This window comes from Actinoplanes sp. NPDC049316, from assembly GCF_040677315.1.
GTDB lineage: Bacteria > Actinomycetota > Actinomycetes > Mycobacteriales > Micromonosporaceae > Actinoplanes.
Genome location: NZ_JBFAQM010000018.1, coordinates 24,617 through 43,664, shown reverse-complemented (window position 1 = coordinate 43,664; position 19,048 = coordinate 24,617). Strand labels below are relative to the sequence as shown.

General features: G+C 72.9%; 18 protein-coding genes. 6 read left to right on the top strand and 12 right to left on the bottom strand.

The annotated features are described in order from the left end of the window. Positions 1-684: 684 nt before the first annotated feature. From manA to nfi, 6 genes are all read right to left on the bottom strand, one after another. Positions 685-1,848, bottom strand: a complete 1,164-nt coding sequence (gene manA / locus AB0K03_RS25110; RefSeq protein ID WP_364688929.1) for a mannose-6-phosphate isomerase, class I — start codon at positions 1,846-1,848, stop codon at positions 685-687. Positions 1,849-1,873: 25 nt separating this feature from the next. Further along, positions 1,874-2,833 carry a cation diffusion facilitator family transporter gene (locus AB0K03_RS25105; RefSeq protein WP_364688926.1) on the bottom strand — a complete coding sequence of 320 codons (960 nt, stop codon included), beginning with the start codon at positions 2,831-2,833 and terminating at the stop codon, positions 1,874-1,876. Then, on the bottom strand, positions 2,830-4,053 hold the full coding sequence (locus AB0K03_RS25100; protein WP_364688923.1) for an SIS domain-containing protein: 1,224 nt from the start codon (positions 4,051-4,053) through the stop codon (positions 2,830-2,832). The genes AB0K03_RS25105 and AB0K03_RS25100 overlap by 4 nt, the downstream gene beginning before the upstream one ends. Positions 4,054-4,337: 284 nt before the next feature. Beyond that, complete coding sequence (locus AB0K03_RS25095; protein WP_364688920.1) at positions 4,338-4,532, bottom strand: Trm112 family protein; 195 nt, start codon at positions 4,530-4,532, stop codon at positions 4,338-4,340. A 42-nt stretch (positions 4,533-4,574) separates the two neighbouring features. Further along, positions 4,575-5,954, bottom strand: a complete 1,380-nt coding sequence (locus AB0K03_RS25090) for a phosphomannomutase/phosphoglucomutase (RefSeq protein ID WP_364688917.1) — start codon at positions 5,952-5,954, stop codon at positions 4,575-4,577. Positions 5,955-6,032: 78 nt separating this feature from the next. Next, the gene (nfi, locus tag AB0K03_RS25085) at positions 6,033-6,707 is read right to left on the bottom strand and encodes a deoxyribonuclease V (protein ID WP_364688914.1); all 675 of its coding nucleotides are present in this window, start codon (positions 6,705-6,707) and stop codon (positions 6,033-6,035) included. 107 nt (positions 6,708-6,814) lie between these two features. Between nfi and AB0K03_RS25080 the strand changes: the two genes are divergently transcribed. From AB0K03_RS25080 to AB0K03_RS25070, 3 genes are read left to right on the top strand one after another with little or no spacing between them, the layout of a single operon-like run. Next, positions 6,815-8,098 carry a GAF domain-containing protein gene (locus AB0K03_RS25080; protein ID WP_364688911.1) on the top strand — a complete coding sequence of 428 codons (1,284 nt, stop codon included), beginning with the start codon at positions 6,815-6,817 and terminating at the stop codon, positions 8,096-8,098. A gap of 36 nt (positions 8,099-8,134) precedes the next feature. Continuing rightward, a complete protein-coding gene (gene adh / locus AB0K03_RS25075; protein WP_364688908.1) occupies positions 8,135-9,658 on the top strand; it encodes an aldehyde dehydrogenase in 1,524 nt (507 codons plus the stop codon). Beyond that, a complete protein-coding gene (locus tag AB0K03_RS25070) occupies positions 9,658-10,032 on the top strand; it encodes a DUF779 domain-containing protein (protein WP_364688905.1) in 375 nt (124 codons plus the stop codon). Before adh ends, AB0K03_RS25070 begins: the two co-directional genes overlap by 1 nt. Before the next feature lie 25 nt (positions 10,033-10,057). On the opposite strand, the gene AB0K03_RS25065 is transcribed toward AB0K03_RS25070, so the two are convergent. After that, positions 10,058-10,747, bottom strand: coding sequence for a class I SAM-dependent methyltransferase (locus AB0K03_RS25065; protein ID WP_364688902.1), 690 nt, complete (start codon positions 10,745-10,747; stop codon positions 10,058-10,060). A 4-nt stretch (positions 10,748-10,751) separates the two neighbouring features. Next, positions 10,752-11,306 (bottom strand): GNAT family protein, encoded by a 555-nt coding sequence (locus AB0K03_RS25060; RefSeq protein WP_364688899.1) that lies wholly within the window; start codon positions 11,304-11,306, stop codon positions 10,752-10,754. A gap of 84 nt (positions 11,307-11,390) precedes the next feature. On the opposite strand from AB0K03_RS25060, the gene AB0K03_RS25055 reads away from it, so the two are divergent. Both AB0K03_RS25055 and AB0K03_RS25050 read left to right on the top strand, forming a co-directional pair. Then, positions 11,391-11,933, top strand: coding sequence for a DUF3455 domain-containing protein (locus AB0K03_RS25055; protein ID WP_364688896.1), 543 nt, complete (start codon positions 11,391-11,393; stop codon positions 11,931-11,933). Between the two features lie 155 nt (positions 11,934-12,088). Continuing rightward, entirely contained in the window at positions 12,089-12,955 is an 867-nt protein-coding gene (locus AB0K03_RS25050; protein ID WP_364688894.1) for a polysaccharide deacetylase family protein, read from the top strand. A gap of 154 nt (positions 12,956-13,109) precedes the next feature. Here AB0K03_RS25050 and AB0K03_RS25045 read toward each other — a convergent pair whose 3' ends face one another. Next, a complete protein-coding gene (locus AB0K03_RS25045; RefSeq protein ID WP_023358955.1) occupies positions 13,110-13,475 on the bottom strand; it encodes a DUF3499 domain-containing protein in 366 nt (121 codons plus the stop codon). A gap of 292 nt (positions 13,476-13,767) precedes the next feature. Between AB0K03_RS25045 and AB0K03_RS25040 the strand changes: the two genes are divergently transcribed. Further along, a complete protein-coding gene (locus AB0K03_RS25040; protein WP_199515748.1) occupies positions 13,768-14,148 on the top strand; it encodes a metallopeptidase family protein in 381 nt (126 codons plus the stop codon). A 98-nt stretch (positions 14,149-14,246) separates the two neighbouring features. On the opposite strand, the gene AB0K03_RS25035 is transcribed toward AB0K03_RS25040, so the two are convergent. The 3 genes from AB0K03_RS25035 to AB0K03_RS25025 all read right to left on the bottom strand — a co-directional run bounded on the left by AB0K03_RS25035 (position 14,247) and on the right by AB0K03_RS25025 (position 19,045). Beyond that, positions 14,247-14,504, bottom strand: coding sequence for a WhiB family transcriptional regulator (locus AB0K03_RS25035; protein ID WP_014688021.1), 258 nt, complete (start codon positions 14,502-14,504; stop codon positions 14,247-14,249). 810 nt (positions 14,505-15,314) lie between these two features. After that, a complete protein-coding gene (locus tag AB0K03_RS25030; protein ID WP_364689227.1) occupies positions 15,315-17,843 on the bottom strand; it encodes a bifunctional FO biosynthesis protein CofGH in 2,529 nt (842 codons plus the stop codon). Between the two features lie 104 nt (positions 17,844-17,947). After that, the gene (locus tag AB0K03_RS25025; RefSeq protein ID WP_364688891.1) at positions 17,948-19,045 is read right to left on the bottom strand and encodes a hypothetical protein; all 1,098 of its coding nucleotides are present in this window, start codon (positions 19,043-19,045) and stop codon (positions 17,948-17,950) included. Positions 19,046-19,048: the final 3 nt, after the last annotated feature.

Sequence of the window (19,048 nt, the reverse complement as noted above, 5' to 3'; positions counted from 1 at the left end):
CGCAGTCGCAGTTGTCAAGGTAATCAGGATATTTCCTATTTTCTCGGCGGCCTGAGGGCCACGCCCGGTGAGCTGCGCCGACCTCGGCAGTACGGGGCGTCAGCCCGGCACAACCCAGCGCGAGCCCGGCACAGCCCCTACGGCCCGCACGGCCCGGCACAGCCCGCACGGCCCGGCACAGCCCGCACGGCCCGGCACGGCCCGTCGCGAGCCCGGCATCGGTCCGGCGTCGGCGGGCGACGTTCGCGCCGGGAGGTGTCGCGACCACCCGGCACGGCCCGGCACGGCCCGGCGCGAGCCGGCATCGGTCCGATGCGAGCCCGGCATCGGTCCGGCGTCGGCGGGCGAGGTTCGCTTGCGCCGGGAGGTGTCGCGACCACCCGGCACGGGCGCGGCCGCCGGGCCGCGACGCGCGAGAAGCTGCCGATGCCGCAGCGCCGGGCCGCGTCACGGGCAAAGCGATGCCGGCGGAATGCGGGGGCGGCGTGGGCACGTCAACGCAAGGAAATGAACCCCGCCCGGCAGCGTCAGGCAGACGGCATGCGCGCGGCAGGGTCGGGCGCAGAGCGCGGCAGAGGACGGCATGCGCGCGGCAGGGTCGGACGCAGAGCGCGGCGGAGGACGGCATGCGCGCGGCAGGGTCGGACGCAGAGCGCGGCAGAGGGTGGCGCCGGGTTGACGGCCTCACACCGCGGCGGTCGCGACGAACACCTCGCCGACGCCCGCCACGGTCGCCGGACCCGTCTCCGCCGGGACGTACGCGGCCGTTCCCGGTGTCACCTCCACCGGCGTGCCGTCCACCGCCTCCGCCACGAACACGTCCCCGGCCGTTCCGACGACGATCCGCGGCCCCTCCCCCGGCAGCGGCCGCGGCGGTGTGGACGGGCCCAGCTGCACCCGGTAGAGCGCGAACTCGCGTACCGGGACCGGCCATGTCTGCACACCGGGGGCCACCTCGGTCGCCGGCAGGACCGGGTTTTCGAGGACCTCGAAGCGCAGCACCCGAAGCAGTTCGTCGACGTCCACCCGCTTCGGGGTCAGGCCGCCGCGCAGGACGTTGTCGCTGGCCGCCATGATCTCGACGCCCGTGCCTTCGAGGTACGCGTGCAGGTTTCCGGCCGGCATCCAGATGGCCTCGCCCGGCGCCAGCCGTACGTGATGGAGAAGCAGCGCCACCAGCACTCCGGGGTCGCCCGGGTAGTGGCGGGCGAGGCTCGTCGCGAGCGGGGACGTGCCCGCCGCCAGAACCTCGCCGATCAGCGCCGTGCGGTCGTCGGCCGGCCAGGTCAGCAGGGTTCGCACCGCGTCGGCCAGGCCGGACGGACCTCGGCGCAGGGCCGCCACGACCGGCGCCAGGCGGGTGATGCCGAGCGCCTCGAGAGCGTCCGCCGACCGCTGCGGGGGACGGAAGCCGCACAAGGCCTCGAACGGCGTGAGCGCGACCAGCACCTCCGGCTTGTGCCACGCGTCCGTGTAGTTCCGGGGAGCGGCCGGATCCGCCTCCTGGACCGCGAAGGCCTGCCGGGCGTGGTCCGCGTCCGGGTGGGCCTGCAGCGACAGCGGCGCCTCGGCCGCAAGGATCTTCATGAGGTACGGCAGGCGCGGCCCGAACTCGTTCACGACCTCGGCACCGAGCTGGCCCTTCGGGTCGTCGGCGATGAGCGCCGCGAGGCTGACCGGTCCGTCCGCCCCGGTGACCGTCGACGGGTCCCCGGGGTGGGCGCCGAGCCACAGCTCGGCTTCCGGGGCCTCCGTGGGTGCCGGACGGCCCTGGAGCTCGGCGATCGAGGTGCGCGAGCCCCAGGCGTACGGCCGGATCACACCGGTGAGTGGAAGAACAGCAGCCACCGGGCCGCCCCCCGTTCGTGTCTCGTCAGGTGGTGGTGGCGGCCGCGTCGGTCACGGTCTTCCGGCCCGCCGAAGAGCTGTAGATGTCCGGCTCGAGGTAGATGACCCGGGCGATCGGCACGGCCTCGCGGATGCGGGCCTCGGTCTCGTTGATGTGCCGGGCCACGTCCTCGGCGCGATCGGTCGGCGGGACCGCGATCTTCGCCGCCACCAGCAGCTCCTCGGGGCCGAGGTGCAGCGTCTTCATGTGGATGATGCACTCGACGCCCGTGGTGCCCGCGATGGCCTGCTCGATCTTGGCGATGTCCTCCGGGTTGGCGCCCTCGCCCAGCAGCAGGCTCTTGGTCTCGACCGCCAGAATGGCCGCGATGGTGACCAGCAGCAGGCCGATCGCCGCGGTCCCGACGGCGTCCCAGACGCCGTCACCCGTGATGAGCGTGAGCACGACGCCGAAGAGGGCGAAGATCAGACCGAGCAGGGCGCCCGCGTCCTCCAGCAGCACCACCGGCAGCTCCGGGGCCTTCGCACGGCGAATGAAGTCGGCCCACGAGGTGTTGCCGCGGACGTGGTTCGACTCCTTGATCGCCGTGCGGAACGAGAAGCCTTCCAGACCGATCGCGATGACCAGCACGACAACCGGAACCCACTGGTATTCCTCGATCGCGCCGCCCTCGTGCCACTTGTGGTACGCCTCGTACAGCGCGAAGAGGCCACCGACCGTGAACAGCACGATCGACACGATGAAGGCGTAGATGTAGCGCTCACGCCCGTACCCGAAGGGGTGTTGCGGGGTGGCCTTGCGGGTGGCCCGCCTGCCGCCGAGCAGGAGCAGCGCCTGGTTGCCGGAGTCGGCGACCGAGTGGATGGACTCGGCCAGCATCGACGACGACCCGGTCAGGAGCCAGGCGACGAGCTTCGTGGCGGCGATGCCCAGGTTCGCGGCCAGGGCCGCGATGATCGCTTTTGTTCCTCCGCCGGCGCTCACTGCAGTGCCTCGGGCATGGGGTTCGACAGTTCCTTCATCTCGTTGATCGCGGGCACGGCCATCGGGTCGAGGCCGTGCGCCAGGGCCAGGTAGATCGATGCGAAGTCCGGTACGGCGGTGAGCGACGCCAGCCGCTCGAGCGCGGAGCCACCCTCGGCGGTCACCACGTCGCAGCGCACGCCGCGGCGCTCGGCGAGGACCTGGACGGCGTCGGCGCGGCGCTCCTCGACGGCGACCGGCTCGTCCGCCTCCTCCTCCGGGTTCAGGCCGCCGTCGCGCAGGACGACCAGCCGCAGCCGGGTGGTGGCCTGCTCCTCCTCGTCCGGGTCGGCGAAGATGTCGCGCGCCGACTCGGCCAGGCCGCCGAACGGGCCGTCGAGCAGCCCGACGCGGCCACGACCGGCCTCGCCCAGGGCCCCGGCCATCACCGGGTAGCGCGCGTTGGCCGCGAGCGTGTCGGCGAACCGGCGGGCGGCGACCGTGGCGAGCGGCGACGAGCCCCAGACGATGGGTACGGAGCCCGCGAGGTCCAGCGCCAGCGACTTCGCCGGGTTGACGAAGGACTCGGCGCCCGGCCGGCACCGCTCGGCGTCGGCGTCGAGACGCGCGGCGGTCTCGGCGAGGTCGGCCTCGTTGACCTTCACCAGGCCGAGGCTGCGGGCGGCCAGCAGCACCGGCACGGCGAGACCCCACAGGCTGGCCCGGGCGGGTGCCCGGCGCGGCACCGGGATGAACGGTGCGCGGGCCCGCTCGGCCACGGCTTGCAGCTCGGAATCCGGGTTGCCGATCGCCACCAGCCGGGCGCCCCGGCGGGCGGCGGCGTCCGCGGCGGCCAGCGCCTCCGGGCTGCGACCGCTCGCCGAGACGGCGATGACCACGTCGGCGGCCCCCACCCAGCCGGGCACGCCGGCGCTGCGGTGCCCGATCACGGGAACCGGACAGCGCGGGCCCGCGACGGTGGCGAGGATGTTGCCGGTCAGGCCGGCGGTGCCGATGCCGGCCACCACGACCGCGCGGGGACGTCCCTCGTCGGCCAGCAGGCTCAGATTGGCCTCGGCGGCCAGGGCGGCGGACTCCCGCACCTGCGCACCGGCGGACGCCGTGGCCCGCAGCATGCCGCCCGGGTCGTTGGCGAGCATCGCCTTCTCGTCCTCGAGCAGGGACTCGTCGGCGACGCGGCGCCCGGTCAGGCCGGCCGTGCCCTCGTCGGGGCCCGCCATCACGCCACCTCCCCGGCGCCTGCCGGAAGGACCATCCCGGCGGCTCCCCCGGCGGCGACGGAACCGAGCGGCGCCTGCCGCCGATCCGGTCGGGCGGGTAACTCCGGCGACTGCGGGTCGAGCGCCACCGAGCGGCTCCTTCACGTACGCGGTTCGTTCGGACCAGGTGATCCTAACCGGGTACGCCCCGGCGCACCGCGCACGGCGGACCGCTGCGCCGCACCCCGCGACGTGGCCTTTCCGGGTGCGCCGGCCCGGCGCGACGCCAAGGCGCCGGCGGGTGGTCAGGCGGGGTCGGTGGCCGTGCCGGGACCCGGGCGCGCCTCGTCGAGGAGCAGGACCGGGATGTCGTCGCGCACCTCGAAGACCCGGCCGCACTCGGTGCAGGTCAGCGTCTGGGCCTGCGCGTCGTAGTCCAGCGGCGCGTGGTGGGTGTCCGGGCAGGCCAGGATGTCCAGCAACTGCGGGTCGAGGGCCACGGGAACGCTCCTTGCGATACGGGACTGCCGGACGAGGCGATCCTAGCCGCGCACGATGGCGAGGACCTCGTCGCGCAGCGCCGCCATGCGGTCCGGCTTCGGGGCTTCCACGTTCAGGCGCAGCAGCGGCTCGGTGTTGGAGGCGCGCAGGTTGAACCAGGCGCCGTCGGCGAGGTGGACCGTCATGCCGTCCAGGTCGTCGAACGTGGCGTCCGGGTAGGCCGCGCGTACCTCGGCGATCTTGGCCGGCGCGTCCGCGACGGTGGAGTTGATCTCGCCCGAGGCGCTGTAGCGCTCGTACTCGGCGGCGAAACGGGACAGGGGCTCGTCCTGCCCGCCGAGCGCGGCCAGGACGTGCATCGCGGCGAGCATGCCGGTGTCGGCGAACCAGAAGTCGCGGAAGTAGTAGTGCGCCGAGTGCTCGCCGCCGAAGATGGCGTTCGTCCGGGCCATCTCCGCCTTGATGAAGGAGTGGCCGACCCGGCTGCGGACCGGCTGGCCGCCGCTCTCCTTGATGATCTCGGGTACGGCGGCCGAGGTGATCAGATTGTGGATGACCGTGGCGCCCGGGTACTTCGCGAGCTCGCGCCGGGCGACCAGCGCGGTGATCGCCGACGGGGAGACCGGGTCGCCGTTCTCGTCCACGACGAAGCAGCGGTCGGCGTCGCCGTCGAAGGCGAGGCCGATGTCGGCGCCGTGCTCGCGGACCGCCGCCTGCAGGTCGACCAGGTTGGCCGGGTCCAGCGGGTTGGCCTCGTGGTTGGGAAAGGAGCCGTCGAGCTCGAAGTACATCGGCACGATCTCCAGCGGCAGCGGCGCGAGCAGCTGGTCGCCCAGGACCGCCGGAACGGTGTAGCCGCCCATGCCGTTGCCCGCGTCGACGACCACCTTGAGCGGGCGGATGCCGCTGAGGTCGACCAGCGAGCGCAGGTGCTGGGCGTACCCGTCGAGCAGGCCGATGTGCTCGACCCGCGGCGGCATCTCGCCGACCGCGTCGAGGTCGCCGAGCAGTTCCTCGGCGCGCATCCGGACGATCGCGAGCCCGCTGTCCTGGCCGACCGGCCGGGCACCGGCGCGGCACAGCTTGATGCCGTTGTACTGCGCCGGGTTGTGGCTGGCGGTGAACATGGCGCCGGGCAGCCCGAGCGCGCCGGAGGCGTAGTACAGCTCGTCGGTGGAGGCCAGCCCGATGTGCACGACGGCCGCGCCGGCGGAGTTGGCACCCTTGGCGAAGGCGGCCGCGAGCGCGGGGCCGGTCTCGCGCATGTCGTGCCCGATGACGATCTTCTCGGCGCCGTCGCCGGCCTCGCGCAGCATCTCCACGAAGGCGGTGCCGAGGGCCCGGGCCACGGTCTCGTCGAGCTGGTCGGGCACGACGCCGCGGACGTCATAGGCCTTCACGAGCTGGGACAGGTCAGTCAACGCGTACTCCTCGGCCGGATTTCCGTCCAGCCGAGACTATCGGAGCGCGGTTGCCCGGAAGGTCGCAACCGAGCGGCGTCACCGTCTCGGTGCTGTCACGGCCAGGGCGTCCCGGCAGGCGCGGTCAGCGAGCCGGGTGGTTTCCGGCAACCGGAAGCGGGAGGCAAGCCGCAGCGTCAACGCGCACGCGCCGTCCAGGTCGGTCCGGTGACCGACGGACACGAAGACCGGCTTCACACCCGTACGGGTACGCAGCACCGCACCCACGGTCTCCCCCGCGTCCACCAGCGCCGACCGGGAGCCGCGCTCCTGACCGAGCGGCTCCCACGTGCCCACGAGCGGCGTCTTGCCCACCCCGTACGAGGGCAGGCCGGTCAGCACACCCAAGTGGCAGGCGAGCCCGAAGCGGCGCGGGTGTGCCAGCCCGTGCCCGTCGCAGATCAGCACGTCCGGGGTGACGGACAGCCGCCCCAGCGCCTCGAGCAGAGCGGGGATCTCGCGGAAGGCGAACAGCCCCGGCACGTACGGGAAAGCAGCGGTCCCCCGCACGACGGCGGTGTCGAGCACCCGGTGATCCTCGGCGTCGAGCACGACCACCGCCGCGGCCAGCCGCTCGCCGTCCTCGTGGTAGGCGACGTCCAGCCCGGCGACGGCCCGGGGCCGCTCGGGGCCGGGTCCGGGCAGCAGCCGCGACCGCAGCGCGTCCTGCACGGCGAGCGCCTCGGCCTCCGTCCGTGGCGCATCGGGAGTCACGCGGAGAGCCTATGGCCTGAGCAGTGCCTGTGAACCCCCGCTGACCGCCGGTCCGGGTGTTGTCGGCGGACGTGATGGGGGTCACGATGGTGGCTGGAGGTGCGCGTATGTCCAATCCCTGGCTCGCGCTCGACCTGGGCACCGATCCCGCGGAGCGGATCAGCCAGGTCGGCCGCGCCCACGAGCTGTTCGTGACCGGGGAGCGGCCCGTCGCCCAGGTGCGGTCCGTGGTGGCCGACTCGTGGCGGCGCTCGGCGGGGGCCCTGGTCAGCCCGGACGGCACCGCGCCCATCGACCTCAGCGACGGCGATCTGGAGGCGTACCGGGCCGCGCATCCGCTGTCCCGGGTGCTGCCGATCTTCCGGGATCTGCTCGGCGGGCTCGCGGACGACGGCGCGCACATCATGGCGGTGTGCGACGCGCACGGCCGGCTGCTGTGGGTCGAGGGGCACACCTCGATGCTGCGCGGCGCGGAGTCGATGAACTTCGTGCCGGGTGCCCGGTGGGACGAGGCGCACGCCGGCACGAACGCCCCCGGTACGGCGCTGGCCGTCGACCACCCGCTGCAGATCTTCGCCACCGAGCACTTCACCCGGGGCGTCCAGCGCTGGACGTGCGCCGCGGCGCCGATCCACGACCCGGCGACCGGCCGGCTGCTCGGCGCGATCGACGTGACCGGCGGCGACCACCTCGCCAACCCGCACAGCCTCGCGCTGGTCCGCGCCACCGCGCTCGCCGCCGAGGCGTATCTCGGCAGCCAGGGGCCGCAGCCGGGCACGGACACCGCCACGGTGTCGGTGTTAGGGCGCGAAGACGCCGTGCTGGCGGTCGGCGGGAAGCGGGTCAGACTCGGCCGCCGGCATTCCGAGCTCCTCTGCCTGCTTCTGGTCCACCCCGAGGGCCGTACCGGTGATCAGTTGGGTTTCGATCTCTACGCCGACGACCTCAATCCGGTGACCGTCCGCGCGGAGCTCTCACGGCTGCGCCGGACCCTCGGTCCGGAGCTGCTGGACTCGCGGCCGTACCGGCTGCGCGGCGAGATCGCGGCCGACTTCCTGGCGGTGAACCGGCTGCTGGACCACGGCCGGGTCGCCGAGGCGCTCGCCGCCTACGCCGGCCCCCTGCTGCCGTCGTCGGACGCGCCCGGGATCGTCCGGCTGCGCCGACTGATCGACGGGCGGCTGCGCACGGCGATCCTGACCGGCAGCGACCCGCGGCTGATCCAGACCTGGGTCACCGCGCCCTGGGGCGCCGACGACCTGGAGATGTGGGAGGCCTACGCGGCCGCCCTGCCGGTGAACTCCCCCGCCCGGGTGCTGGCGAACAAGCGGATCGCCCAGCTCGCCGCGGAGTACGGGCTTGCAACGTCTGTGCAACGTCGCCGAAATTAGTGTGCGCCGCATCACCTTGATACGGAGGTCGTGCGCATGACTGTCTACTCCCCGCCCGGTACCGACGGCGCGATCGTCAGCTACGAGTCCCGGTACGACCACTGGATCGGCGGCGAATACGTGCCGCCCGCCAAGGGTCAGTACTTCGCGAACCCCTCCCCTGTGACGGGACAGACCTTCTGTGAGGTCGCGCGCGGCACCGCCGAGGACGTCGAGCGGGCGCTCGACGCGGCGCACGGCGCGGCCGACGCGTGGGGCCGGACCTCGGCCGCCGAACGCGCGAACATCCTCAACAAGATCGCCGACCGGATGGAGGCGAACCTCGAGAAGCTCGCGGTCGCCGAGGCCTGGGAGAACGGCAAGGCGGTACGCGAGACCCTCGCCGCCGACCTGCCGCTGGCGATCGACCACTTCCGCTACTTCGCCGGCGTACTGCGGGCCCAGGAGGGCACCCTCGGCGAGATCGACGAGGACACCGTCGCGTACCACTTCCACGAGCCGCTCGGCGTGGTCGCGCAGATCATCCCGTGGAACTTCCCGATCCTGATGGCGGTCTGGAAGCTCGCGCCCGCGCTGGCCGCCGGCAACGCGGTGGTGCTCAAGCCGGCCGAGCAGACCCCCGCCTCGATCCACTACTGGATGTCGCTGGTCCACGACCTGCTGCCGCCGGGCGTGGTCAACATCGTCAACGGGTTCGGCGTGGAGGCGGGCAAGCCGCTCGCGTCGTCGAACCGGGTCGCCAAGGTGGCGTTCACCGGCGAGACCACCACCGGCCGCCTGATCATGCAGTACGCCTCGGAGAACATCATCCCGGTGACGCTGGAGCTCGGCGGCAAGAGCCCCAACATCTTCTTCGACGACGTCAGCAGCGCCGACGACGACTTCCTCGACAAGGCGCTCGAGGGTTTCGCGATGTTCGCGCTCAACCAGGGCGAGGTCTGCACGTGCCCGTCGCGGGCGCTGATCCAGCAGGGCCACTACGCCGACTTCCTGGCGGCCGGGGTCAAGCGCGTCGAGAACCTCAAGCAGGGCAACCCGCTGGACACCGACACCCAGGTCGGCGCCCAGGCGTCGAACGACCAGCTCGAGAAGATCCTGTCCTACCTGGACATCGGACGTCAGGAGGGCGCGAAGGTGCTCGTCGGTGGCGCCCGGGCAGACCTCGGCGGGGATCTGGCCGGTGGCTACTACGTGCAGCCGACGATCTTCGAGGGCTCCAACTCGATGCGGATCTTCCAGGAGGAGATCTTCGGACCGGTCGTGTCGGTGACCTCGTTCACCGACTACGCCGACGCCATCAAGATCGCCAACGACACCCTGTACGGCCTCGGCGCCGGCGTGTGGACCCGCGACGCGACCCTCGCGTACCGGTCCGGGCGGGCGATCAAGGCCGGTCGGGTGTGGACGAACTGCTACCACCAGTACCCGGCGCACGCCGCGTTCGGCGGGTACAAGCAGTCCGGCATCGGCCGCGAGAACCACAAGATGATGCTGGACCACTACCAGCAGACGAAGAACCTGCTGGTCAGCTACTCGCCCAAGGCGCTGGGCTTCTTCTGATGGGTGCCCGGGTGGACGTGACCCCCGCGGCGGCCGAGCTCATCCGGTCGCTGCGGGGACAGCACGGACCGTTGATGTTCCACCAGTCCGGCGGCTGCTGCGACGGGAGCGCCCCGATGTGCTACCCGGACGGCGAGTTCCGTACCGGCTCCAGCGACGTCCTGCTGGAGGAACTGCACATCGACGGCGTCGACGAGCCGGTGTCGTTCTGGATGAGCACGTCGCAGTTCGAGGCCTGGAAGCACACCCATCTGACCGTGGACGTCGTCCCGGGCCGGGGCAGCGGCTTCAGCCTGGAGGCACCGGAGGGGGTGCGCTTCCTGATCCGGAGCCGCGTGCTCACGCCGGAGGAGTTGGCGGCTCTCTCGCCGTGAGCCCGGGAAACCGGCCGTGGGGTGGTCACCGCCCCACGGCCGGGCTGCGCCGGCCGACCGCCCACCGGAATCGGTTGATCAAGCGGTAACCTCCCGCCTTTTGACGGTACGGGCGCACCACAGCGAGAACCTCCACGGCGAGCTCCGGCGCCTCGCCCTGCAGGATGCCCGTCACGAGGGACTCGTCGTCGGCAAACTCCCACGGCACGTCGACGAGCCCCTCCACGACCCCGGTCAGACCGCCGTCCTCGAGCAACTCCCGAAGTCCTCCGGCCAGCCGCAGATCACCGTCCGGCCGCGGCGAGCCGCCGGAGAGGACCCGCTCGATCACGTCGAGGTCGTTGAGCGCACGCTCGGCCCAGTTCGCGACGGCGACGTGGCCCCCGGGCCGCGTGACCCGAACCATCTCGGCGAGCGCGTCGTCGGTGTCCTCCGCGAACTGCAGCGCATTGAACGCGGTGGCGAGGCCGAACGTGGCGTCGTCCCACGGCAGCTTCTCCGCTTCGCCGGCCCGGACGTCCAGCCCTCCCCGGCTCGCCACCTCGACCAGGTCATCGTCCGGGTCGACGCCCGATGCGATCATCCCCCGCCGCCCGCAGTACGCCAGGAACCCGCCGCTGCCGCAGCCCACGTCGAGGACCCGCGTACCCGGGCCGGCCCGGCTCGCGTCCAGAACGGCCCGCCACGCGGGTTCGGCCCAGCCTTCTCCATTCACCCGCTCACCATGTCACGACCGGGTCCGTACGGAGCCTGCTGAACAGCAGGACGTCGCGCCATTGCCCGACCCGGAATTCCGCCGCGCGGATCACGCCCTCCAGCTGGAAACCGGCCTTGACCAACGATTTCTGCTCGGCGATGTTCTCCGGCTGGGTGCCCGCCTGAATCCGGTGCACCGGCGTGTGATCGAACAAGTAGTCGCACAGCATCGCCTGGGCCCGCCAGCCGATTCCGCGCCCCCGGAATTCCGGCAGCAGCAGAATGCCGATCTCCCAGTGCCGGCCGTTCGGGTTGGACTCCTTCGCGCCCCAGGCCACGAGGCCGGCCGTCGCCCCGTCGGCGTCGACCATGAGGCGGCCTCCGTCGACGCCCAGATACCCGTCCGCGGCGAAACGGCGCTCGGGGGCCCGCGCGTCGCTGAATCCGTGCCAGTCGTCGCCCACCAGATCACGATCCACGGCCATCTGCCGGAACAGGGGTAAATCGCCCTCTTCGACCGGGCGCATTTTGATGTTCATCCAACCAGCTTGTCCGAATGGGTCAACCCCATGGGCCATTAGGGGCAATCGATGAACTGCGTATGCATGATCCTCCGTGTTCCCGGCCGACACCCGAGTCGATCCGATCCAAGGAGCACGATCATGCGTTCCCCGCTGCGAACCGCGATCCTCGCCGGCACAGCCGTTGCCGTCGCCGGCGCGGTCACCACCGTCACGCTCAACGCCTCCGCCGCCGAGCAGACCCGCCCGATCCCGCGCCCGAAGCCGAGCAGCACGCCGTCGCCCATCGACCCGCCCGCCGGGCTGCACAAGCTCGGCAGCTACCGCGTGGTGAGCGGCACCCAGACCTACACGTGCACCGGCGGTGTCTTCCCGGCCGCGTCGGTGCCCGAGGCCCGGCTGGCCGGCCCGCGCGGCTGGATCCACCACTTCAAGGGCCCGAGCTGGCAGTCCGAGAAGGACGGTTCGCTCGTCACCGCCACCAAGGTCGCCGACCTGCCGCGTACCGGGACGATCCCCGAGCTGCTGCTGCAGGTGAACAGCCACACCGGCGACGGCATCCTGTCGAAGGCCGCGTACATCCAGCGGCTCTACACCTCGGGTGGCGTCGCGCCGGCCCGGGCCTGCACCGACGGCGAGACCGCGGCCGTGCCGTACAGCGCCGTGTACGTCTTCTGGGGCTGACCGGTCGCCGGGGGCGGCGCCGCTCCGGTTCTTCGGGGGCGCCGCCCTTCTCCCCCATTGATGCCAGCCCTCCGCCGGGCCGATCACCGGTCGTCGCGTACCCGGCCATAGTGCTTCCGTCCTCAGTAACCGGAAGTCGGCGGACGGAGCTTGCGATGCGTACCCCCAAGGTGTTGGTGATCGGCCTGGTGCTGGCCGGCCTGACCGGCTGCGGCACGGCGGTGGCCGCCGAGGGTTCGCCCGCCTGGGTCACCGCGTCGCCCTCGCCCTCGCGGACGCACGCGCCCTCTCACTCCGCTTCGCCGTTCTCGTCGCCGTCCCATCGGGCGACGCACACGCCGGCGCACTCCTCATCGCCGACGTCGACCGCGACATCGACCCCGCCTTCGCGGCCCACGCGCCGGGCGCACCACGGCGGCCCCGCGAACAGTCTCATGAAGACCGGGCAGAACGGCGTCGCGCTCACCTTCGACGACGGGCCCGACCCGGTGCAGACGCCGAAGCTGCTGGACCTGCTGAAGCAGCGGCACGTGAAGGCCACCTTCTGCCTCGTCGGCCAGAACGTCGCCGCGCACCCCGGCCTCGTACGGCGCATCGCCGCCGAGGGGCACACCCTCTGCAACCACACCTGGCGGCACAGCCTGACGCTGGGCAAGCGCAAGCCGTCCGCGATCCGCGCCGACCTGCAACGCACCAACGAAGCGATCCGCGCCGCCGTACCGGGCGCCGAGATCAAGTACATGCGCGCGCCGGGCGGCAACTTCACCCCCGCGTTCGTCGACGCGGCGACGGATCTCGGCATGACCTCCATCTACTGGCAGGTCGACCCGCGCGACTGGGACCACCCCGCGGGCGAATCCGACGACGCCCACGAGGCCAAGGTGATCCGCGCGGTCAAGAAGCACGTGGGGCGCGGGGCGATCGTCCTGTCCCACGACTACGGGCAGCCGGACACGATCACGGCTTACCAGACCCTGATTCCGTGGCTGCAGCAGCGATACAAGCTCATCGCCCTGCCCTGACGAGCCGGCCGGGGCGCCCGAGCGCCGGCCCGCTTCGGGCACGGCAGCGGGTTGCCTGCAGTGGTTCTTTCGCGCGGCGCTGAGCGTTCCGCGGGCCTTTCGCGGTGGTGGTGCCTTCCCGCGGGCGCTGTCTCGTGCACAGCGCCGGGACGGCTCAGTGGGAGGGCGGGATGACGCGGAGGTGGCCGCGGCGGCCGGTCTGGTGGCCGGGGAGGTTGTCGTGCTCCTCCGGGCGCGGCGGCGGGGCCGGGCGGGCCGCCTCGCGGACGGCGTCGGCGAGGGCGACCAGGTCGTCGGTCGTGGGCGGCGGGGGCGCGAAGTCGCCGTCGTGGCGGACCAGCTCCCAGCCGCGCGGGGCGGTGAGGCTGCGGGCGTGGGGTTCGCAGAGGTCGTACGTGTGCGGCTCGGCGAAGGCGGCCAGCGGGCCGACGACGGCCGTGGAGTCGCTGTAGACGTAGGTCAGGGTGGCGACCGCCTGTCGGGGACAGCCGTTGCGGGAGCAGCGCCGTGGGGACCTCACGGCGGCACGTTATCTCTAAGCGCCCTCGCGCGGGGGACGATGGACCCGCGACACGCCGACCCACAATGCATCACGATTTCGCCATGACGCTCCGACACGCCGCCCCAAAGGGGCGAATTCCTCGTGACGAAACGCGGCCGACACAGCCTGACCACGGCGGACGCCCTTTGCGGGCTAGGCTTGCGGCGTGACCACCAGCCCCGACCGCCGCCGGACCGGCTCAGAGCCGGGCCGCTCCCCGCGCACCGCCGGGCCGGGCCGTCCCGCCCGCCGCGACCGGCACGGGCGGGGACTGCGCGGCCGGCTCGTCCCGGCCACCGTGCCGCTCGCCCGCACCAAGGCCGAGATCTTCGACGACCTCGTGCTGGACACCGTCGAAACCCTCGAGCGGCGGTACGCGAAGGAGCTGGCCGGCGTGGAGTTCGCGGTCGAGGACGTGCCGCCGGACCTGAACGTGTACGACTCCGACGTGCTCGAGGACGGCGAGGTGCCGCTCGCCCGGCTCCTGCCGGGCCGGCCCGGACGCCAGGAGCTCCCGCCGCGCATCGTGCTCTACCGACGGCCGCTGGAATTCCGGGCGATGGACCGTGAGGACCTCGCCGACCTCGTGCACGACGTGATCATCGAGCAGGTCGCCAACCTGCTGGGTGTCGACCCTGACGAGCTCTCGTAGCACATCTGCCGGCGTCCGGTGCCGCTTCTTCCACTGAACGCTCTCGCGTCCGGTCCACTCTCGCTGGACGGCCCCCCGGCGTCCGTGCGAGCGGGCGATCAGGCCACGCGACGCTTGAGCTTGCGGCGTTCCCGCTCGGAAAGCCCGCCCCAGATGCCGAAGCGCTCGTCGTGCCCGAGGGCGTACTCGAGGCACTCGGCCTTCACCTCGCACCGGCCGCAGATGCGTTTCGCCTCGCGGGTGGAACCGCCCTTCTCCGGGAAGAATGCCTCCGGATCGGTCTGCGAGCAGAGCGCCCGCTCCTGCCACTCGGGCGCGTCCCCGAGCAGGTCTACCCCTTCTACCTGCGCTTCCATCGGCGTGCCTCCTTCTTGGCGCCGGCAGCGATGCCGGCGCTGACCCCCCACGCACGCGGCGTGTTTCTTGCGGGAAATGCGCGCTTCGCGACGCCCGTTTCCCACAACCCCACCGAAATTACACGCGTGTAAGACGTGCGTCGTCAAGCCGAACCTGATAAATAGGCCCGTTTCCTCGAGGCGCCGTCATCACCTCGCGGTCCCGTTCCTGCCCTATCTCTCAGAGCTGCCGTCAGGTAACGCACAGTCGGCGCGTCGGGTCCAAATTACCCCAATTTGTAACCCGATGACCAGGCGGGTCGGCGACGCTCAGGGTATCCCCAGGGGGACGTGACCGCGCCCACCGTCCCGCCTGGGGGACGACCGGAACACGGCGGCGGAACGCGAGCAGGGGTCGGCTCGCGACCGCAGCCGGTGCGGCACCGTCGGGTCCGGACCGGACGACACGCCCGGCGGTCGTCGGCTCGGACACCGTTCGGCCTCCGGGCGCGAAGAATCGCGCACCGCAAACCGACGGCTCGCGGTGGGGGACACAGCCGCGCCCGGCCGCCCGGGCTCCGCCACCGCCGCGTGCTCGGCACCCACAGCGCGCCCGGCACCCGCAGCCGGGCCTTCCAACCCCGCCCGGCACCCCGCGCCCGGCACCCGCAGCCGGGCCTTCCAACCCCGCCCGGCACCCCGCGCCCGGCATACGCACCCGGCCTTCCAACCCCGCCCGGCACCCCGCGCCCGGGCCGCAGCCGGGCGTTCCGGTCCCGCCCGCCGCAGCCGGGCCTTCCGGTCCCGCTCGGCCGCCGCCTCGGCGACCGGCTACCGGCGGCCGTAGACCGTCGTGCGCTCGGCGGCGGGCCGGCCCGCCGCCGCGGCCAGCTCCTTGAGCTGGGCCACCGTCCGCGCCGATCCGTGTTCCGAGCCGGCCATCCGCGAGATCGTCTCCTCCATCAGCGTGCCGCCGAGGTCGTTGCAGCCGCCGTTGAGCATCGCGATCGTGCCCTCGTCGCCGAGTTTGACCCACGAGCACTGGATGTTGCCGATGCGACCGTGCAGCAGGACGCGGGCCATCGCGTGGACGACCCGGTTCTCCCGCCAGGTCGGGCCGGGGCGGGCGATGCCGGCCAGGTAGATCGGCGCGTTGGTGTGGATGAACGGCAGGGCGACGAATTCCGTGAAGCCGCCGGTCACGTCCTGGATGCCGGCCAGGACGCGGAAGTGGCCCAGCCATTGGCGGGGATGGTCGACGTGGCCGTACATCATGGTGGAGCTGGAGCGGATGCCGACCTGGTGGGCGGTGGTCACCACGTCGATCCAGGTGGAGGCCGGGAGCTTGCCCTTGGTGAGCACCCACCGGACGTCGTCGTCGAGGATCTCGGCCGCGGTGCCCGGGATGGTGCCGAGGCCGGCGTCGCGGAGCTCCACGAGCCATTCGCGTACGGACACGCCCGCCTTGGCCGCGCCCGTGACGATCTCCATGGGGGAGAACGCGTGGACGTGCATGCCGGGCACGCGTTCCTTCACCGCCCGGACGAGGTCGGCGTACGCGGTGACCGGCATCTTCGGGTCGATGCCGCCCTGCATGCAGACCTCGGTGGCGCCGTCGCGCCAGGCCTCCTGCGCGCGGTCGGCGACCTGCTCGACGGAGAGCCGGTACGCGTCGGCGTCGCGTTCGCGCTGGGCGAAGGCGCAGAAGCGGCACCCGACGTAGCAGACGTTCGAGAAGTTGATGTTGCGGTTGACCACGTACGTGACGTCGTCGCCGTTGACGTCCTTGCGCAGGTCGTCGGCGATGCGGGCGAGCTCGTCGAGCGCGGAGCCGTCGGCCTGGAACAGGGCCATCGCCTTGTCCTCGTGCTCGGGCAGCAGCAGCCTCGCCGGGTCCTCGGAGGCGAGCCGCAGCCCCGCGAGGACGTCGGTGGCCACGCGCTGCGCGGAGGACGCGCCGTCGGTGGGACGGGAAGGCGCGGCTCGGGCCTCGGGTGAGATGTGCGCCTCGACCTCGTCCCAGTCGCCGTACACGGAGTCGAAGTCGCCGCGACGGTCGCTGGTGCGGCCCTCGGTGTCGATGGTCGCGAAGAGGTCGGTGCGGCCGCCCGCGTATGCGTCGTCCGGCTCCTGCCACGGCAAGCCCGCCGGCATCGCGTCCTCGCGGGCCAGGCCGGAGGGGTCCGCCAGCGCCGCCACGTGCGCGGCGAGGCGGGGGTCCAGCCAGCCCTCGCCGCGGCGGACGTACTCGGGGTAGATCGTGAGGCGTTCGCGCAGCTCGAAGCCGGACCGGGCGGACATCTCGCGGAGCGCCTCGATCTGCGGCCAGGGCCGCTCCGGGTTGACGTGGTCCGGGGTGACCGGCGAGACGCCGCCCCAGTCGTCGATGCCCGCGCGCAGCAGGAGGTCGTACTCCCCCGCGATCAGGTTGGGCGGGGCCTGCAGGCGCGCCCGGGGGCCCATGATCACCCGGGCCACCGCGACCGTCGCCGCCAGCTCGCGCAGCTCCGCGTCGGGCATGCCGCGCATCGCCGTGTCCGGCTTGGCGCGGAAGTTCTGGATGATGACTTCCTGGATGTGGCCGTATTCGCGGGCGGTGCGGCGCATCGCGAAGACGGCGTCGGCGCGTTCGGCGCGGGTCTCGCCGATGCCGATGAGGATGCCGGTGGTGAACGGCACGCCGACGCGGCCGGCGTCGTCGAGGACCCGCAGGCGCACGGCGGGCTCCTTGTCCGGGGAGCCGTAGTGCGGGCCGCCCGGCTCCGACCAGAGCCGGGTCGCGGTGGTCTCCAGCATCATGCCCATGCTGGGCGCGACCGGCTTGAGCCGCTGCAGCTCCGCCCAGCTCAGCACGCCGGGGTTGAGGTGCGGCAGCAGGCCGGTCTCCTCCAGCACCGCGATCGCGCAGGCGCGCACGTAGTCCAGAGTCGAGTCGTACCCGCGCTCGTCGAGCCACTGCCGGGCCGCCGGCCAGCGCTCCTCGGGCCGGTCGCCGAGCGTGAACAACGCCTCCTTGCAGCCCTGCGCCGCGCCCTCGCGGGCGATGGCCAGCACCTCGTCGCGCTCCAGGAACGCGGCGGGCAGCCGATGCGGGACGGTGGCGAACGTGCAGTAGTGGCACCGGTCCCGGCACAGCCGGGTGAGCGGGATGAAGACCTTCTTCGAGTACGTGACCACGCCGGGGCGGCCGGCCTCACGCAGGCCGGCGTCCCGGATCGCCCCGGCGGTCGCGAGCAGGTCGTCGAGCAGCGGCCCCTCGGCGGCGAGCAGGGCGGCCGCCTCGTCGGCGTCGATCGCCCGGCCGTCGGCGGCCCGCTTCAGGGCACGGCGGATGCTGGCTTCGGTCGGCGGGGTGTCCACGGCTGCCACCCGTGCAGCCTAGGCCGGAACTCGGCCCGGCCGCCCGCGTGGCGGCCCGGGACGGGCAGTGGTCTGAGACACCCTCACCCGGCCCGGGCGCGCGGTCAGCGCGGCGGTTCCTCGCCGAGGTTGCGGGTGCGGTCGTCGTCGCCCTCGCCGTCGCCCTCGCGGGACGAGATCACCTGCGTCGGCTCGGAGAAGGGGCCGGGCTGCGGCGCCGGGGCCGGCGGCGGGCCGGCCGGGGAGAACCCGCCAGGCGGCGGACCGGCCGGGGAGAACCCGCCAGGCGGCGGGACCGCGTGCGGGTTGCCCGGAGCCGGAGCGAACGGGCCGGGCGGTGTGCCGGGGGCGCCGCCGGACGAGGGCTGGGCCGAGACCGGCGGGGCCGGCGGCGCGGAAGCCGGAGGAGCCGAGGCAGGAGGTGCCGAGGCCGGCGGCGCGAAGACCGGCGGCGCGGAAGCCGGCTGCGCGGGCGGCGGGGTGCCCCAGGCCGACGGCTGCCCCCACCCCTGCGGCTGGCCCGGCTGCGGCTGGCCAGGCTGCGGCTGGCCAGGCTGGGCCTGACCGGGATGGGCCTGGCCAGGCTGGGCCTGACCGGGATGGGGCTGGCCCGGCTGGGCGTAACCGGGAGCGGGCGGCGGGTAGCCCGGCTGGCCCCACTGCGGCTGCTGGCCCCACGGCTGCGGCTGGCCGTACATGCCGGGCTGCTGCTGCGGCTTGGGCGTGCTGAACAACGCCCGCCAGATCGCGAAGACCGCGTACGCGGCGACCGCGAAGACCGCGAGCCACGCCGCGCGGACCAGGAGCTCCTCGAAGGCCACCCGTACGCTGAACCCGGCCAGATTGACCACCGCGATGAGGAAGCCGAAGACGACCGCGAAGAAGCCGGCCACCGCGTACTCCACGAGCGCCACGACCGTGATCAGCCGCGCGTGCCGGTGCCGGGGCTCGACCAGCGTGGCGAGCAGCACGGCCGCGAGCGGCATCGCGATGATCTCGACGTTGACGTAGCCGTAGAAGCTGTTCTGCACCCGGGTGAGGAAGTCCTGCCCCACCTCGGACGGGATCAGCCGGATGATCGCCACGAAGAGCCACACGGCGGGGGCGGCGACGAGGGCGTACGCGGCGAGGTCGCGCAGCGGCCGGATCACCGGGGCGACCGGACGGCCGGGCTGGGGCTGCGGCGGCGGTGTGCTGGTCACAGC

Excerpts from the sequence above, each read along its gene's own strand:
- AB0K03_RS25100 (WP_364688923.1), bottom strand. The coding sequence starts at position 4,053 with ATGGCGGGCCCCGACGAGGGCACGGCCGGCCTGACCGGGCGCCGCGTC.
- AB0K03_RS25080 (WP_364688911.1), top strand. The coding sequence starts at position 6,815 with ATGTCCAATCCCTGGCTCGCGCTCGACCTGGGCACCGATCCCGCGGAG.
- adh (WP_364688908.1), top strand. The coding sequence starts at position 8,135 with ATGACTGTCTACTCCCCGCCCGGTACCGACGGCGCGATCGTCAGCTAC.
- AB0K03_RS25070 (WP_364688905.1), top strand. The coding sequence starts at position 9,658 with ATGGGTGCCCGGGTGGACGTGACCCCCGCGGCGGCCGAGCTCATCCGG.
- AB0K03_RS25060 (WP_364688899.1), bottom strand. The coding sequence starts at position 11,306 with ATGGCCCATGGGGTTGACCCATTCGGACAAGCTGGTTGGATGAACATC.
- AB0K03_RS25055 (WP_364688896.1), top strand. The coding sequence starts at position 11,391 with ATGCGTTCCCCGCTGCGAACCGCGATCCTCGCCGGCACAGCCGTTGCC.
- AB0K03_RS25050 (WP_364688894.1), top strand. The coding sequence starts at position 12,089 with ATGCGTACCCCCAAGGTGTTGGTGATCGGCCTGGTGCTGGCCGGCCTG.
- AB0K03_RS25035 (WP_014688021.1), bottom strand. The coding sequence starts at position 14,504 with ATGGAAGCGCAGGTAGAAGGGGTAGACCTGCTCGGGGACGCGCCCGAG.